Below are 14031 nucleotides of genomic sequence, written 5' to 3' on the forward strand. Positions count from 1 at the left end.
AAGCCCGTATAATCGCGTTCTTTTTTGCGAAGGGCCCCGGCACGTGGCGAACAAACGGTACAGCTGCATTGGTCTGTTCAACCCCAAGTCAGCGGAGAACGTCGGTTCAGTAATGCGCGCGGCGGGTTGCTACGGCGTCAACTCGGTGTTCTACACCGGCAAGCGCTATGAGCGCGCTCGCGACTTTGTCACCGACACCAAGCGGGTGCACTACGACATCCCGCTGATCGGCATCGACGACCTGCAAAAAATCATTCCCCTGGGGTGCACGCCCGTGGCCGTGGAGCTGGTAGACGGCGCCCGCCCCCTGCCCGAGTACACCCACCCCGACCGCGCCATCTACATCTTCGGCCCCGAAGACGGCTCGCTCGACCCGAGCGTGCGGGCCTGGTGCGAAGAGACCATCTACATCCCGACCAACGGTTGCATGAACCTCGCCGCCACCGTCAACGTGGTGCTCTACGACCGCCTCGCCAAGGGCCTGAATACCCGCTCCGGCCCCAAGTTCAAGTAACCCGAAGGAACAGTCCGGCGCCTGCGGTGGTCTGCTGCATATCATCGCCCCCATTGGAGAATGACCATGTCCGACAACAAGACGTTGATCCCTGCCCTGCAAGACAAGCCCGAACACAACGTGCACGGCTGGGAACGCGCCGGCTCCGTGGCCGGCGGTGTGATCATGGTCGGCAAGGGATTGCGCCGCGGCGGGTTGTTCGGCCTTATCCAGGTGGCCATTGGTGGCGTAGCCCTGGCTCGCGGCATCACCGGTCACAGCTCGGTGAAAAGCCTGATGGAGCGTGGACGCAGCGACCTCGACAACCTGCGTTCGACCCTCGAACGCAACGGTGCCGAGCTCAAGGCCCTGAAAGCCAGTGCCGAGGCGGCCACCCGCAGCGCCACGGTCACCGGCAACGACTCACTGAACAATCCCAAGCCTTAACGCAGCAGCTTGCTGGCCAGCACTTCGGACTCACGCCCCAGCACGCTCTCGCTGAGCTGGACGAACTCCTCGGTGCTGACGCTGTTCAAGCGCATCATTGCCCGGGTGACATCGTCCAGGGAGCGCTGGTTGTGGGTATGCAGGCGGATCTCCCGGTCCAGTGCCTGCAACAGCAGCACGCCTCGGGCGGTAACTGCGCTGTCGACTTGTTCACCGCGCAAGCTGGCGACCTTGGCGCCACTGCGCTCAAGCCCGGCCAGCAAGGCCTGGTAGCGATCCTCGGTGATGCCCCCGGCACGGCGCAGCAACTCGATGGCGTAGTAGTCGGCCAGGGACTCGCCAATCCAGTCGCTGGCCTGGCGGTCGTTGATCTGCGCGAAGACGTGCACCAGCTCACGCAGTAGCGGGCTTGAACCGTTCTCGCTGACCAGCGGCCGGCTGCTGTGCAGGTAGATCGAGTTGTGCCCTGCCCGAGCCCCGCGCCAGAGCTGATCCTTGGCCCCGACCAGCAACAGTTTTGGCGGATTACGCGGGAATACCGCCTGCAGCTGTGGCCAGACAAAGGTGAGCAGGGTCAGGTTGTCCAGCCGGCGCATGCCTTGCCCCTGGGGCGCCGCGACGCTGACGTCGGTCTCACCCAGGCGCGCACGCCGAGTGCCGATGGTGCCCGCGACCATCCAGCCGGTGGGGCGATCGAACAGCCGCGAGACGTTATCGATGCGAAAGCGCTGTTTACCGATACGCGGCCAGGGCGTCTCGACGCTTTTCCAACCACTGGGCAGCTCAAAGCTCAGGCGCGCCACCAGTTCGGTGCCGTCCTGCTGGTCCAGGCGTGCCGGGGGCACCAGGTCATCGCCGCGAAACACTGCCCAGTCAGGTGTGATGCGGGTTTCGTAGCTGCCATTCTTGAGCCGCTGGGCCAGGCGTACACGGTAGGTCAGTTGGCTTTTGCCCGGTGCCGGTTGCCAGTGCCCGCGCTGACCCTCGCCTTGCAATTGCCATTGGCCATCAGCCTTGAAATCACTGTAGGTACCCGCGTTGCCCAGGGAAAAATCCAGGCTGCGCACTGCCGCACCTTCCGCCAGGGTCAGGCGCACTTCGGCCTGCTCGGTCTGCGGCAGCAAGCGCACGTGATAATCCAGATCGACTTTTTTCGCAAAGGCCTGCGCACTGACCGCACAACCCAGTGCCAGCAGACAAAGGCAACGCACACGCATACAGAAACTCCTTGTTCCCCCAGACGCGATTCCCGGCAAGCCCGGGCGGCTTAGCCGGCGCGAAAAATCAGATAGTCTTCCCAGTCGTCCTCGTCCACGCTGTTTTCACTGAGCATGCGCCCGGACTGGGAAATTCGCTGCTTGTGCACCTGTTGACGGTCACCGCATACCAGGTGGTGCCAGCTTGGCAGATCCTTGCCTTCGCTGATCAGACGGTAACCACAGGTGGTCGGCAGCCATTTGAACTGGTCCGCCTTGCCCGGCGTGAGCTGGATGCAGTCGGGCACGATCTTCAGGCGGTTTGGATAATCGCTGCACTGGCAAGTTTCAAGATCCAGCAACTTGCAGGCGATACGCGTGTAATAGACGCTGCTGTCGTCTTCATCTTCAAGCTTTTGCAAGCAGCACAGGCCACAGCCGTCACACAACGACTCCCATTCCTGGGGGTTCAGCTGTTCGAGGGTCTTACGCTTCCAGAAAGCGTCGGCGCTGGCAATCATGTAACGGGTGTCCTGTTCAAAAGAGGCGCCGCAGTGCGGCGGCGCCAGTCTAGGGCGAGTCTTGCAGCAATGCCAGACCGCTTGTCAGTGCCAGTACGACACAGTAGTTTTACCGGCGATTCCTCCCTACCTTTCAGGAACTCGCCATGAGTGCTAACCCTCGCATTGCCGACCATGCCATCGACGAACAGTTCATCAAGCGTTGGTCGCCACGCGCCTTCACCGCCGAACCAATCAGCGAAGCCACCCTGCTGAGTTTCCTCGAAGCTGCACGCTGGGCCCCGTCTGCCTACAACTCGCAGCCGTGGCGCTTCCTCTATGCGCGCCGCGACACGCCAAACTGGGCGCGTTACCTGGGTTTGCTCAACGAATTCAACCGCAGCTGGGCGCAACACGCCTCGGCCCTGGTGATCGTGATCTCCAAGACCACTTTCGCAGCACCGGGCTCCAGCGAAGAGAAACCCGCCCTGTGGCACACCTTCGATACCGGGTCCGCCTGGGGCCACCTGGCCCTGCAAGCGAGCATCAGCGGCTGGCATACCCACGGCATGGCCGGTTTCGACCAGGAGCTGACCCGCAAGGAGCTGAAAATTCCTGAAGGCTACGCACTGCACGCGGTGGTCGCGATCGGCAAACTGGGCGACAAGGCCACCCTGGCTGAAGCCCTGCAGTCCCGCGAAGAGCCTAGCCCGCGCCGCTCGCTGAGCGAACTGGCGGCCGAGGGTGATTTCTCGCTGTAGCCGATCGCGGGGCAAACCCACTCCTACTGCATGTAGGAGCGGGCTTGCCCCGCGATTTTTCAATCAATAACCACGCACAAAATCCACTTCCCCGCGCAATGCCTCCCCCGCCTGGTACGCCCGAAGGTTCTCGACAAACAACCGCACCATCGCCGTCGGCGAAGTGGGTGCCGAGCTGTGCCCGGTCAGCAGCAGGCCCCAGGCCGTCCAGAACGGATGACGCGCCGGCAGGGGCTCCTGGCGGCAAACATCGATCACCGCGCCGGCCAGGTGCCCCAGTTTCAGGGCTTCGACCAGGTCACCGTCGACCACCGCCACACCGCGACCGGCGTTGATGAACAACGCCTCGGGATTGAAGCGGGCAAACAATGCAGCGTCGTACAGGTCATGGGTGGCCGGGGTGTCGGGCAGCAGGTTGATCACGTAATCGACTTCACCGACCAGGCGCCCCAGCTCGCTCATGGCCGCGACCTCGATAAAGGGCGCTTGTTCACGGGCCTGGCTGGCGATGCCGTAGAGCTTGACACCAAAGGGCAGGAGAAACTCCGCGACGCGCTGGCCGATATCACCGGTACCGACGATCAACGCCCGCCGCCCTTCCAGGGTGCGGCCGGGGCGATCATCCCATTTGCGCTCGACCTGGCTGACCAGGCGCGCCATGACCTCACGCTCATGACCGAGCATGTAGGTCAGCACGTACTCGGCCATCACCTGGCCGAAAATTCCGACTGCGCGAGTCAGGCGATAGTCGCGCTGCACGCCGTCGGCCAGCAGCGGCGTGATTCCGGCCCAGGTCGACTGCAGCCATTGTGGCTCATGGCCTTGGCGCAGCAGGGTGGCCAGCAGGTCTGGCTGGCCCAGCCAGACATCGCAATCGGCGGCCAGGCGGGTCAGTTCCGCCGAGTCGCCACTGGTCAGGACATCCACGTCCGGTGCAGCCTCGCGCAGCAGGCGAGCGTAGAGGGCATGGTCCTGTTCGGCGATCAAAACGCGCATGTTCGTTACAACCTTGGCAGAAACTTCGAAGGCCGCCAGGCCATCGGGCCTGGCGGTATCACATCAGGCAGGTGGACTCAGACCGGGTCGTTGCGGCGCAGCAGTTCTTCGGGCAAGTGCTCGATGTACTCGTCCTCGAGCGGTGGCATCTGCAGGTGGTAGCCCTGCTGCTCGAGGTTCTCCAGCACCTTGGCGATGTCTTCGCGGGCCAGCTTGCGCTCCGGGCTCAGCACCAGGTCAAAGGCGTGTACCGGCGTGCCGAAGAACGGCAGCAGGCCTTCGGGAACACGCTCAAGGCCGTCGGCCTTGAGCACGTAGAGGTACATTTCGTTCTTGCGTGGGCTCTTGTAGATCGAGCAGATGCGTTTCATGTTTGTTCTCCAGCGCTGGCCAGGCAATCGAGCAGCGCTTGCCCCATCCGCTCACGGCGCCAGCCGCGCAGCGAATCGGGTAGTTGATAAGGTCCGTTGGGGTAGCCGCTCTTGAGCAGCAACTCGAGGATTTTCTTGCGCAGCATCAGCTCGGGGGCGATGTTCAGGCGCTCGGCCTCGGCCTGGCCAATGGCGCGCAGCTGCTTGAGCAGCGCCGAGGCCTCGATTGGCAACGGCTCTGGCAGTGCCGCTGGCCACTGCTCAGGTGGCAGGCTGGCGGCCTGCTTGATCAGCTCGAGGAGGAACTCGCCGTCCTGGCGGATGGTGCGCGGATGCATGTCTTCGATTTTCGCCAGCGCCGACAGCGTCTGCGGCTGGGTCTTGGCCATGGGCCACAGGGCATTCTCGCGCAGGATGCGGTTGCGCGGCAGGTCGCGGGCACGGGCTTCGCGCTCGCGCCAGGCACACAACTCGCGCAGCACCGCCAACTGGGCGCGGGACAGCTTCCAGGCCAGCTTGGCGTCGCGGTACAACTCGTTGGGATCGGTCTCGCGGCGCAGCTGGGCAACCAGCTCGGCGCCATCTTCCAGCACCCAGGCGTTCTTTTCGTCCGACAACTGCGGGCGCAGGCGCTCGTACAGCTCGGCCAGGTGCACGGCGTCTTCGGCGGCGTAGCTGACCTGGGTCTCGGACAACGGGCGCTGCAGCCAGTCCGAGCGGGTTTCACCCTTGGGCAGCTCGATACCGAGCACTTCCTGGACCAGGCGCGAATAGCCCATGGAGAAGCCCAGGTTCAGATAGCCGGCGGCCAGTTGGGTGTCGAACAGCGGCGACGGCAGGCTGCCGGTCAGGCGCGACAGCACTTCGAGGTCTTCGCTGCAGGCATGCAGCACCTTGATCACCTGGGGGTCTTCGAGCAGCTCGGCCAGTGGCTGCCAGTTGCCGACCCGCAGCGGGTCGATCAGGTAGGCACGTGCCCCGTCGCCGACCTGGATCAAACCGGCAATCGGATAAAAGGTATCAACCCGCATGAACTCGGTGTCGAGTGCCACGAAGGGCAGCTTGCGCCACTGCAGACAGTGTTCAGCCAGGCTGCTGTCGTCGCAAATCCAGTGAATATCGATGGCCACAAGGCTCTCCCACAAACAATGGCGCGCAGTATATACGGCGCAGGCCACTGCCGGGAAACCACTCGACTACTGCAAAGGCCTGCGCGCCTGCGCGGGTTCTCAATGGCTGGCCAGGGCCGGATGGCACGAGGCGAACAGGTCCAGTTGCGGGTCGTAGACCGAGGTACGTACCTGCAACAGGCCGAGCATGGAGTGGAACAGGTTGTCCTGGCTCAACGGCTCGTCGCGGTTTCTGTTCAGGCAGTCGGTATCGACGCCGAACGCCTGGCGGTAGTTGTCGGAGAACCAGGCCAGCATCGGTACGTGCTTCTGCTGTTCCGGCGCCAGCATGTACGGGGTGCCATGCAGGAACAGGTTGTACTCGCCCAGGGATTCGCCATGGTCGGACAGGTAGAGCATCGCAGTGTCGACCTTGTCCTGCTTGCTGCGCAGGATGTCAATCAGCGACGCCAGGACGTGGTCGGTGTAGACCAGCGTGTTGTCGTAGGCGTTGACGATGCTTTGTTCGCTGCACTGGTTCAACGCATTGCTTGGGCACACCGGGGTAAAGCGCTCGTACTGCATCGGGTAGCGCCTGAAGTACTCGGGGCCATGGCTGCCCATCTGGTGCAGCACCAGCACGGTATCCTGCTGCAGGTTGTCGATCATCTCGGCCAACCCCTTCAGGAGGATCTCGTCGTGGCACTCGCTGCTGGTGCATAGCGCAGGGTCCTTGAGATTACTGACATCCTCGAACTGCACCCGGTCGCAGGTACCCTTGCACCCGGACTGATTGTCACGCCAGCGCACCGCCAGCCCAGCCCGCTGCAGCACATCCAGCAAGCCCTCCTGGTTCTTGGCCTGGGTGGCCTGGTAATCCTTGCGGGTGAGGTTGGAGAACATGCATGGCACCGACACTGCGGTTTCGGTACCGCAGGAGTGCACATCGCTGAACGCAATCAGCCCGGCTTCCTTGCTCAGCTCGGGCGTGGTGTCGCGGTCGTAGCCCAGCAGGCCGAAATTCGCAGCTCGGGCACTCTCCCCCACCACCAGCACGGTCAGGGATTTGCGTGAATGCTGCTGCCAGGCGAGCTCACGCTGGGCATCCTCACCGACTTTGACGAACGGTTTGGCAGCGGTACCGATCCGCTCGCCGACATACCCGAAGGAGGCGCCCACCACATTGCTGGGCACCAGCATCAGGCGGATCTCGTGATGATTGCGAAATAGCGAGGCAAGCCCCTGGTAGTTGGCCAGGGCGACCACGCCAAGCAGCGCCACCGAAGCGCCGCCCGCAAGTAATTTGTACAGCAACTCGCGGTACCAGGCCCTGTATTGGATCGGGGTATTGTAGAGCACGACCGACGGCACTACGCCCAGTATCAAAAGATAAGCAAATAATTTGACCGAGAGCAGATCCATTACTTCAGCAGTATTGGTTTCTGCAGTATTGCGCAACATACCCACATCAATAAGTACGCCATACTGGCTCATGAAGTAAGCGGCACTGGCACTGACCATGAACAATGTAATCAATAGCGGTTTCAAGACCCCCTTGAAAGCGACCAGGGTCAAGATCAGATTGAAGGCGCAGAAGATCAGTACGGCAAAGGCCAGGCGCAGGAATATACCTGATACGCCAGGCTGTACAACGCTGGATAAATGTTGCCAGAGTACCGAATTGAAGCCGATGAGCAGATAAAGACTGGCTAACAACGTGACCCATTCGGCCCGCAGCGGTTTGACCTTGAACATGGCGCTTCACTTGATTGATCGTCGGGAACAGTGCCGTTGCGGCACCACCTTGAAACAACCCGGACTTTAAGTAGCGCGCCATCAATTTTTCGTGAAAAAGACGCCAACGTTTAATGCTTTGGCGTCAACTTTATCATGACATTTTTTTCACATTACTTATGCCGCGCGTAGTTAACCCGGCCGGTGAATCTTCGAATAAGAATCACGCTCGATATCGAGTACCTCGACGCACAACTGGATGTCCAGCCCCGCACGCGCCGGGATGGCCTCCTTGAGCACCTCCAGCAAGCTGGCCGACAACTGGCGCTTAACCTCGGGCGAGCGCCCGCTGAGGATGGCAAGCCTGGCATGGGCAAACGCCCGCTCGCCAGGAGCAATGCCGACCCGGTAGCCGGAAAAGACGGCGGCGCGGCTCTTGATATCCAGTTCGTCGGCGAACTGGCCACTGCCCACCAGCGCATGGTTCAGGCGCAGCAGCAGGCGGTCGACGTCCAGGTCACGCAGGTTGTCGCTGTATTCCACATTGAGGTGAGGCATGGCAGGGGATCCTTGGTGGGCAGATGACGCGACAGACTACCGCAGCCCCGAAACCCGGCAAAGACGACTATCCTCTAAGTTCATGACTTCCACCCCAAACCCCGGAGAGGTGAAGAAATGCCGGTCAAGCACGATTTGCTCGCAGACTTGAACATGACCAAAGAGGCGTTCGACGCCAAGAAAAAAACCGACACGCGGCTCAGCGAGCTGCATGAAAAGTACAATGCCATCGACACCGAGGTGGTCAAGGCAGAGAGCAGCAGCGCCACCGACGACCAGATCACCCAACTGCGCAAAAAGCGCCTGTTGATCAAAGACGAAATCGTCGCTCACGTAAAATCGTAGCGCCCCGCAGAACAGTAGAAAGCCCCGCAGTTCGCTGCGGGGCTTTTGTTTAGGCGATCCCGGACTTCAGCTTCGCGCCCAGACCACCGGGAACCAGTCTTCGCGCATGCGATCGCCGGTCTGCAGGTCGATTCCGGGAAACGGTGGCGAGGTGCGCCCCGGGCGCTGCACATAGCGCACGTCATCGCCCATGAAACGGGTCGAGAACGCTCGCCGACGGTTGCCACCAATATTGCCGGCGGCGCCATGCACGGTGCGAAAATCGAAGACCACCGCATCGCCCGGCTCAAGTTCGGGCGAAAGGATTTCGTACTCGCCGTTCTCCACATCCGGCATGTCCATGAACAGGCTTTCACCGGATCCTGCATCGGTTGCGCCGTAGAAGTCCTTGTTACTGGCCCAGCTCTTGGGGCGCACAGGCTTTGGCCAGCGATGCGAGCCCAGCACCACGCTCAGGGTGTTGTGACGGGTGACCGGGTCCAGCGGAATCCAGTAACTGGCGGTCTGCTGGCCATCGACGCAGTAGTACGGCAGGTCCTGGTGCCAGGGCGTCGGCTTGGAGGTACCCGGTTCCTTGACCAGAATGTGCTCATGGAACACCTGCACTTCCCGGGACTGCATCAGGTCGCCGGCAATCGCCGCGGCCGGCGAGTTCAGGACAAAGTCGGTGAACGCCGGAATGCGCTGCCAGTTGCAGTAGTCCTCGAAAAAGCGTCCGCCTTCGCCACTGCCCACGTTCTCGATGGCAAAGGCACTGGGGGCGGCCAGGTTCTGTTCAAACCCTTCGCGCAAGCGCTCGATCCAGTCGCGAAACACACCGCGCAGCACGATTGCACCATCACGTTGGAATTGTTCGATATCGGCATTCATGGGGGGCAGTCCTCTCTTGTTGTAATGGCCAAAAGTATTGGACCCTGCCCGCCGCCGGTAAACGACACTTTGCCTATTCGCCACTATCAGCATTCTGTATGACCCGGCTTATTGTCAGGCCCGCCAATTGGCCGGTTAATAGCCTTGCCTGTCTCCTTCGGCGCCTTGCCACTGAACAATAAGAACAATGAGGGGTTACCTGGGATGAACGATAACAATACCGCCTTGCGGCGAGGTCTGAGTACCCGCCATATCCGTTTCATGGCGCTCGGGTCGGCCATTGGCACCGGGCTGTTCTATGGCTCGGCCTCGGCCATCAAGCTGGCTGGGCCGTCTGTACTGCTGGCCTACCTGATTGGCGGCGCGGCGATCTACATGATGATGCGCGCCCTGGGCGAAATGGCCGTGCGCAACCCGGTGTCCGGCTCCTTCGGCCAATACGCCAGCCAGTACCTGGGGCGTTTTCCGGGCTTTCTCACCGGTTGGAGCTATGCCTTCTCGATGCTCGTGGTGTGCCTTGCGGACGTCACCGCCTTCGGCGTGTACATGAGCTTCTGGTTTCCCGAGACGCCACGCTGGATCTGGGTGCTGGGCATCGTGTTCTTCATCGGCGCCTTGAACCTGTGCAGCGTCAAAGTGTTCGGCGAGCTGGAGTTCTGGCTGTCATTGCTCAAGGTCACCGCGATTGTGTCGATGATCCTGGCGGGGGCGGCGGTGCTGATGTTCGGCATCCAACTGGGCGGCTCCGCCGAACAAGTGGCGACGATCAGCAACCTGTGGAGCCATGGTGGCTTCTTCCCCAATGGCGTGAGCGGCATGATTGCCTCGTTTGCCGTGGTGATGTTCGCCTTCGGCGGGGTCGAGATGATCGGTATCACCGCGGGCGAGGCCAAGGACCCTCAGCGGGTCATCCCCAAGGCGATCAACTCGGTGCCGCTGCGCATCCTGCTGTTCTACGTGTTCACCCTGTTCGTGCTCATGTCGATCTACCCCTGGACCCGCATTGGCAGCGAAGGCAGCCCCTTCGTGCAGATCTTCAGCGGCTTGGGCATCGGCTCTGCAGCCACCCTGCTGAACATCGTGGTGATCTCGGCTGCCGTGTCGGCGATCAACAGCGACATCTTCGCCGCCGGGCGCATGATGTACGGCATGGCCCAGAACGGTCAGGCCCCTTCTGGCTTCTCGCGCCTGTCACGCTTCGGCGTGCCGTGGATGACCGTGGTGGTCATGGGCGCGGCGCTGTTGTTCGGGGTAGTGCTCAACTACCTGGCGCCAGAGAACCTGTTCCTGATCCTGGCCGCGGTGGTGACCTTCTCGATAGTCTGGGTATGGTTGATGATCCTGCTGTCGCAGATGGTGATGCGCCGTGGCATGAGCCGCGAGGAAGTGGCCAAGCTGCACTTCCCGGTCCCTCTCTGGCCCGTAGGTCCGGCCTGCGCGGCGGCATTCATGCTGTTCATCTTCGGCGTGCTGGCCTGGTTCCCGGACACCCGCATGGCGCTGTATGTCGGCATCGGCTGGCTGGCCTTGCTGTCGCTGGGCTACTGGCTGTTCGTCGCTCGCCAAGCCAAGGCACTGGTCGCAGCGCCGGGGCCGGTCAACAGTTGATCTAGGCAGGAAACTGCTGGCTGGCCCACTCCAGGAATGCCTGCGCGACCGCCGAGGGGCGCATGGCACTGGACTGGGCCAGCACCACCGGCTGCGGGCTCACCGTCTCCAGCAACGGGCGGCAGGCCAACGGCTTGCCGTCATAGCTGCAATCGCTCACCGGGCGCGTGCACGACAACGCCACACCGTAGCCATGGGCGACCAACCCGCGCTGCATCTCGAAGGTCTGGGTCAATTGCAGGGCGGCAGGTTGCAGGTCGTGAGCCCAGAACAACGAGAGAAAATACTCTCGGGTTCTGGAGATGTCCTCGAGGATCAGGCATTCGGCGGCCAGGTCTACCAGCGACACCTTGTCCTGCAAGGCCAGGGGATGATCGGCTGGCAACAGTGCGTAAGGTGTCAGTTGTGCCAGCACACGCTTCTCGATGGGCGAATCGAGCCCTACATCGTACGTCAGCGCAAGTTCTGCCTTGCCATCTCCCAGCCTGCGGTTCACCTCGGCAAGATCGGCTTCGAACAAGGTGATGCTGACATCGGGATAGCGTTGGCGAAACCCGCTCAGCAGCCGTGGCGCGTAGTACGGCCCAAGGTCCTGGAAGCAGATGAGGCTCAAGGCTCCGCGCAAGCTGGCTTGCTGCTCGCCGGGGCCGCTGATGGCCGTAGCCATGTCGAGGATGCCGCGCGCCTGCTCCAACAGCTTGCGCCCGGCCGGGGTCAACTCCAGGCCGCGACTGACCTGGCGATGGAAGAGTTTTTCACCGAGGATCGACTCCAGCTGCGACAGCGCCAGCGAGACTGACGGCTGGGAGATGTGCTTGGCCCGCGCTGCCGCACTGACACTGCCCTGCTCGGCGGCAGCGACGAAATACTCCAACTGGCGTAAGGTGAAACCGATCATCGCAAATGCCCCGGGTGATGGTGTCGGGGCATTATGGCCCATCGCGGGGCACAACGGCCCTTCAACGATCAGCGCTCTTTCAGCGCCTCGACCGGTTCAGCACGCCCACCATCAGCAGCGCCCCAGATCTGCGCATCAATCTTGCCCGAAAGCTCCGGATAGTCCCGGGCGTTGAACTCCGGCGTGCCTACCGCCCGCTGGGCAAAGTAGTCACGGGTCAGCTTGACCACCACACCCGACAGCAGGCAGATGGCAATCAGGTTGATGGTCGCCATCAGGCCCATCGCCGCATCGGCCGCATCGAACACCGTGGCGACGCTTTCATAGGCGCCCCACACCACCATCAACAAGGCTGCGGTGCGCAGCACGGTCAGGCCCAGGCGCGTGTTCAGCTTCAGGTACACCATGGCGTTCTCGGCATAGGTGTAGTTGCCGATGATCGAGGTAAAGGCGAAGAAGAAGATCGCAACGGCAATGAAGTACTGCCCGGCCGAACCGATGTGTTCGTTCATGGCCGCCTGGGTCAGCGGTGTACCGGTCATGTCAGGGCCGGGTATCACGCCCGACAGCAGGATCATGATCGCCGTGGCGGTACAGATCAGCAGCGTGTCGATGAACACACCCAGCGCCTGCACAAAACCTTGCGAAGATGGATGGTGAGGATTGGGAGTTGCCACGGCCGCGATGTTGGGTGCCGAACCCATGCCCGCCTCGTTGGAGAACAACCCGCGCTTCACGCCATTGAGCATGGCCCCGGCCACACCGCCAGCGGCCGACTCGATACCAAAGGCGCTCTTGATGATCAGCATCAGGACACTCGGGACTTCACCCAGGTTGGTCACGATCACATAGACCGCCACCAGCAGATAGGCGCCAGCCATGAACGGCACGACCCACTCGGCAAAGCGAGCGATCTTCTTGATGCCGCCAAAAATCACCAGGCCGGCCAGCACCGCTACCACCACACCCGTAGTCAGCTTGGGCACGCCGAAGGCGCCCTGGGTCGCATCGGCAATGGAGTTGGCCTGTACGGCACCGAACACCAGGCCGAAAGCGATGATCAGGCACACCGAGAAAATCGCCGCCGCCCAGGGCGCGTTCAAGCCCTTGGCGATATAGAACGCCGGACCGCCGCGGTACTCGCCCTTGTCGTTGCGCACCTTGTACAACTGCGCCAGGGTGCTTTCGGCATAGGCCGTGGCCATGCCCAGCGACGCCACCACCCACATCCAGAACACCGCTCCCGGGCCACCGAGGGTAATGGCCACGGCCACACCGGCAAGATTGCCTGTACCTACCCGCGAGGCCAGGCTGGTGCACAACGCCTGGAACGGCGTGATGCCGCTGGCGTCCTTGGCAGGTGCGCGCAGTACCGAGCGAAAGAATTCGGGCAAATGGCGAAATTGCAGAAAGCCCAGACGGACAGTGAAATAGATACCTGCGGCCAGCAGGCCATAGATCAGGACATACCCCCAGAAGAAGGTATTGAGTGCGTTGATCACGGCTGTCATCGTATGTTCCCAAGTAAAGCGCAGGGCCTTTTAAAGGCGCTGCTCAGTCTGTAAAGCAACTGGCGTGCGCGGACGACCAGTGCCTTCTTCAATATGAATGGCCTGTAACGATGGGAGACGCCCACAGTTTCAGCAACGCCGTCGGCCTCATCAGTGTAGTGATGACCGGTGCCGAGGGTTGGGGATTGCGTTGACCAGCATGCGGTAGCAGAGGTGCTGGTTCTTGTTTTGAGGGGCGCAATGGTAGCAGATATGACGGGAGGCTTCTTGCGCAGGGCGCTTATGGTTTACCTGTGCCTGCTGCCGGCTGCACACAAAACCATAAACGCCAGTGCGAAACCTCACCGAAGCCTGGTGAGGAGACGAGTGGAAAATCAGCTTTTCGCGTTCAGCTTTTTCAGCTCTTCAAACGATGCCGCCTGTACAAACCAGACGCCGGAAATAATGAACCAAGCGATTGTGCCGCCAACAAGCATGCCGAGTGCGGGCCAAACCCCCAAAATAAAGAACATGACCCCCGCTCCGACCCAGACGCCGGCCAATACACAATACAAAATTAAATTATTGACGCCGATTACGAACTCTTTCATTACCGATCCTTGTGGGTTTCTGACGACACGAGGTGGCAATCTTG

The 14031-nt window shown here is 61.7% G+C and carries 16 protein-coding genes; 5 read left to right on the plus strand and 11 right to left on the minus strand.

All coding sequences use genetic code 11. The features are described 5' to 3' along the window. Positions 1–43 precede the first annotated feature (43 nt). Together NPS58_RS26370 and NPS58_RS26375 are read left to right on the plus strand one after the other, a co-directional pair. A complete protein-coding gene (locus tag NPS58_RS26370) occupies positions 44–514 on the plus strand; it encodes an RNA methyltransferase (RefSeq protein WP_010223125.1) in 471 nt (156 codons plus the stop codon). Between the two features lie 66 nt (positions 515–580). Then, the gene (locus NPS58_RS26375) at positions 581–940 is read left to right on the plus strand and encodes a YgaP family membrane protein (protein ID WP_274118164.1); all 360 of its coding nucleotides are present in this window, start codon (positions 581–583) and stop codon (positions 938–940) included. Here the strand turns inward: NPS58_RS26375 and NPS58_RS26380 are convergent. Together NPS58_RS26380 and NPS58_RS26385 are read right to left on the minus strand one after the other, a co-directional pair. Then, on the minus strand, positions 937–2151 hold the full coding sequence (locus tag NPS58_RS26380) for a hypothetical protein (protein WP_274118262.1): 1215 nt from the start codon (positions 2149–2151) through the stop codon (positions 937–939). The two genes, NPS58_RS26375 and NPS58_RS26380, sit on opposite strands and share 4 nt — an antisense overlap. A 56-nt stretch (positions 2152–2207) precedes the next feature. Beyond that, positions 2208–2657: a YcgN family cysteine cluster protein gene (locus NPS58_RS26385; protein ID WP_274118165.1), complete on the minus strand. Its 450-nt coding sequence runs from the start codon at positions 2655–2657 to the stop codon at positions 2208–2210. A 146-nt stretch (positions 2658–2803) separates the two neighbouring features. Between NPS58_RS26385 and NPS58_RS26390 the strand changes: the two genes are divergently transcribed. Then, positions 2804–3397, plus strand: coding sequence for a nitroreductase family protein (locus NPS58_RS26390; RefSeq protein WP_274118166.1), 594 nt, complete (start codon positions 2804–2806; stop codon positions 3395–3397). A 63-nt stretch (positions 3398–3460) separates the two neighbouring features. On the opposite strand, the gene NPS58_RS26395 is transcribed toward NPS58_RS26390, so the two are convergent. The 5 genes from NPS58_RS26395 to NPS58_RS26415 all read right to left on the minus strand — a co-directional run bounded on the left by NPS58_RS26395 (position 3461) and on the right by NPS58_RS26415 (position 8165). After that, positions 3461–4393: a D-2-hydroxyacid dehydrogenase gene (locus NPS58_RS26395; RefSeq protein WP_274118167.1), complete on the minus strand. Its 933-nt coding sequence runs from the start codon at positions 4391–4393 to the stop codon at positions 3461–3463. A gap of 77 nt (positions 4394–4470) precedes the next feature. Then, entirely contained in the window at positions 4471–4764 is a 294-nt protein-coding gene (locus NPS58_RS26400; RefSeq protein WP_274118168.1) for a YcgL domain-containing protein, read from the minus strand. Next, positions 4761–5894: a ribonuclease D gene (gene rnd, locus NPS58_RS26405; RefSeq protein WP_274118169.1), complete on the minus strand. Its 1134-nt coding sequence runs from the start codon at positions 5892–5894 to the stop codon at positions 4761–4763. Before rnd ends, NPS58_RS26400 begins: the two co-directional genes overlap by 4 nt. 99 nt (positions 5895–5993) lie before the next feature. Further along, a complete protein-coding gene (locus NPS58_RS26410; protein ID WP_274118170.1) occupies positions 5994–7628 on the minus strand; it encodes a phosphoethanolamine transferase in 1635 nt (544 codons plus the stop codon). Between the two features lie 171 nt (positions 7629–7799). Then, positions 7800–8165, minus strand: a complete 366-nt coding sequence (locus NPS58_RS26415) for a 5-carboxymethyl-2-hydroxymuconate Delta-isomerase (protein WP_274118171.1) — start codon at positions 8163–8165, stop codon at positions 7800–7802. A gap of 117 nt (positions 8166–8282) precedes the next feature. Here NPS58_RS26415 and NPS58_RS26420 point away from each other — a divergent pair, with 117 nt between their 5' ends. Beyond that, entirely contained in the window at positions 8283–8510 is a 228-nt protein-coding gene (locus NPS58_RS26420) for a YdcH family protein (protein WP_274118172.1), read from the plus strand. A 66-nt stretch (positions 8511–8576) separates the two neighbouring features. Here NPS58_RS26420 and NPS58_RS26425 read toward each other — a convergent pair whose 3' ends face one another. Beyond that, the gene (locus NPS58_RS26425) at positions 8577–9380 is read right to left on the minus strand and encodes a phytanoyl-CoA dioxygenase family protein (RefSeq protein WP_274118173.1); all 804 of its coding nucleotides are present in this window, start codon (positions 9378–9380) and stop codon (positions 8577–8579) included. A gap of 204 nt (positions 9381–9584) precedes the next feature. Here NPS58_RS26425 and NPS58_RS26430 point away from each other — a divergent pair, with 204 nt between their 5' ends. Beyond that, complete coding sequence (locus tag NPS58_RS26430) at positions 9585–10988, plus strand: amino acid permease (RefSeq protein ID WP_274118174.1); 1404 nt, start codon at positions 9585–9587, stop codon at positions 10986–10988. A gap of 1 nt (position 10989) precedes the next feature. On the opposite strand, the gene NPS58_RS26435 is transcribed toward NPS58_RS26430, so the two are convergent. From NPS58_RS26435 to NPS58_RS26445, 3 genes are all read right to left on the minus strand, one after another. Then, positions 10990–11886: a LysR substrate-binding domain-containing protein gene (locus NPS58_RS26435; protein WP_274118175.1), complete on the minus strand. Its 897-nt coding sequence runs from the start codon at positions 11884–11886 to the stop codon at positions 10990–10992. A gap of 68 nt (positions 11887–11954) precedes the next feature. Then, positions 11955–13397, minus strand: coding sequence for an alanine/glycine:cation symporter family protein (locus NPS58_RS26440; protein ID WP_274118176.1), 1443 nt, complete (start codon positions 13395–13397; stop codon positions 11955–11957). A 374-nt stretch (positions 13398–13771) separates the two neighbouring features. Beyond that, entirely contained in the window at positions 13772–13987 is a 216-nt protein-coding gene (locus NPS58_RS26445; protein WP_274118177.1) for a hypothetical protein, read from the minus strand. Positions 13988–14031: the final 44 nt, after the last annotated feature.

Source organism: Pseudomonas putida (assembly GCF_028682455.1).
In the GTDB taxonomy this organism is placed as follows: Bacteria; Pseudomonadota; Gammaproteobacteria; order Pseudomonadales; family Pseudomonadaceae; genus Aquipseudomonas; species Aquipseudomonas putida_AA.

Coding starts and splice junctions, on each gene's coding strand:
- NPS58_RS26375 (WP_274118164.1), top strand. CDS start 581: ATGTCCGACAACAAGACGTTGATCCCTGCCCTGCAAGACAAGCCCGAA.
- NPS58_RS26385 (WP_274118165.1), bottom strand. CDS start 2,657: ATGATTGCCAGCGCCGACGCTTTCTGGAAGCGTAAGACCCTCGAACAG.
- NPS58_RS26390 (WP_274118166.1), top strand. CDS start 2,804: ATGAGTGCTAACCCTCGCATTGCCGACCATGCCATCGACGAACAGTTC.
- NPS58_RS26395 (WP_274118167.1), bottom strand. CDS start 4,393: ATGCGCGTTTTGATCGCCGAACAGGACCATGCCCTCTACGCTCGCCTG.
- NPS58_RS26400 (WP_274118168.1), bottom strand. CDS start 4,764: ATGAAACGCATCTGCTCGATCTACAAGAGCCCACGCAAGAACGAAATG.
- NPS58_RS26410 (WP_274118170.1), bottom strand. CDS start 7,628: ATGTTCAAGGTCAAACCGCTGCGGGCCGAATGGGTCACGTTGTTAGCC.
- NPS58_RS26415 (WP_274118171.1), bottom strand. CDS start 8,165: ATGCCTCACCTCAATGTGGAATACAGCGACAACCTGCGTGACCTGGAC.
- NPS58_RS26420 (WP_274118172.1), top strand. CDS start 8,283: ATGCCGGTCAAGCACGATTTGCTCGCAGACTTGAACATGACCAAAGAG.
- NPS58_RS26425 (WP_274118173.1), bottom strand. CDS start 9,380: ATGAATGCCGATATCGAACAATTCCAACGTGATGGTGCAATCGTGCTG.
- NPS58_RS26430 (WP_274118174.1), top strand. CDS start 9,585: ATGAACGATAACAATACCGCCTTGCGGCGAGGTCTGAGTACCCGCCAT.
- NPS58_RS26435 (WP_274118175.1), bottom strand. CDS start 11,886: ATGATCGGTTTCACCTTACGCCAGTTGGAGTATTTCGTCGCTGCCGCC.
- NPS58_RS26440 (WP_274118176.1), bottom strand. CDS start 13,397: ATGACAGCCGTGATCAACGCACTCAATACCTTCTTCTGGGGGTATGTC.
- NPS58_RS26445 (WP_274118177.1), bottom strand. CDS start 13,987: ATGAAAGAGTTCGTAATCGGCGTCAATAATTTAATTTTGTATTGTGTA.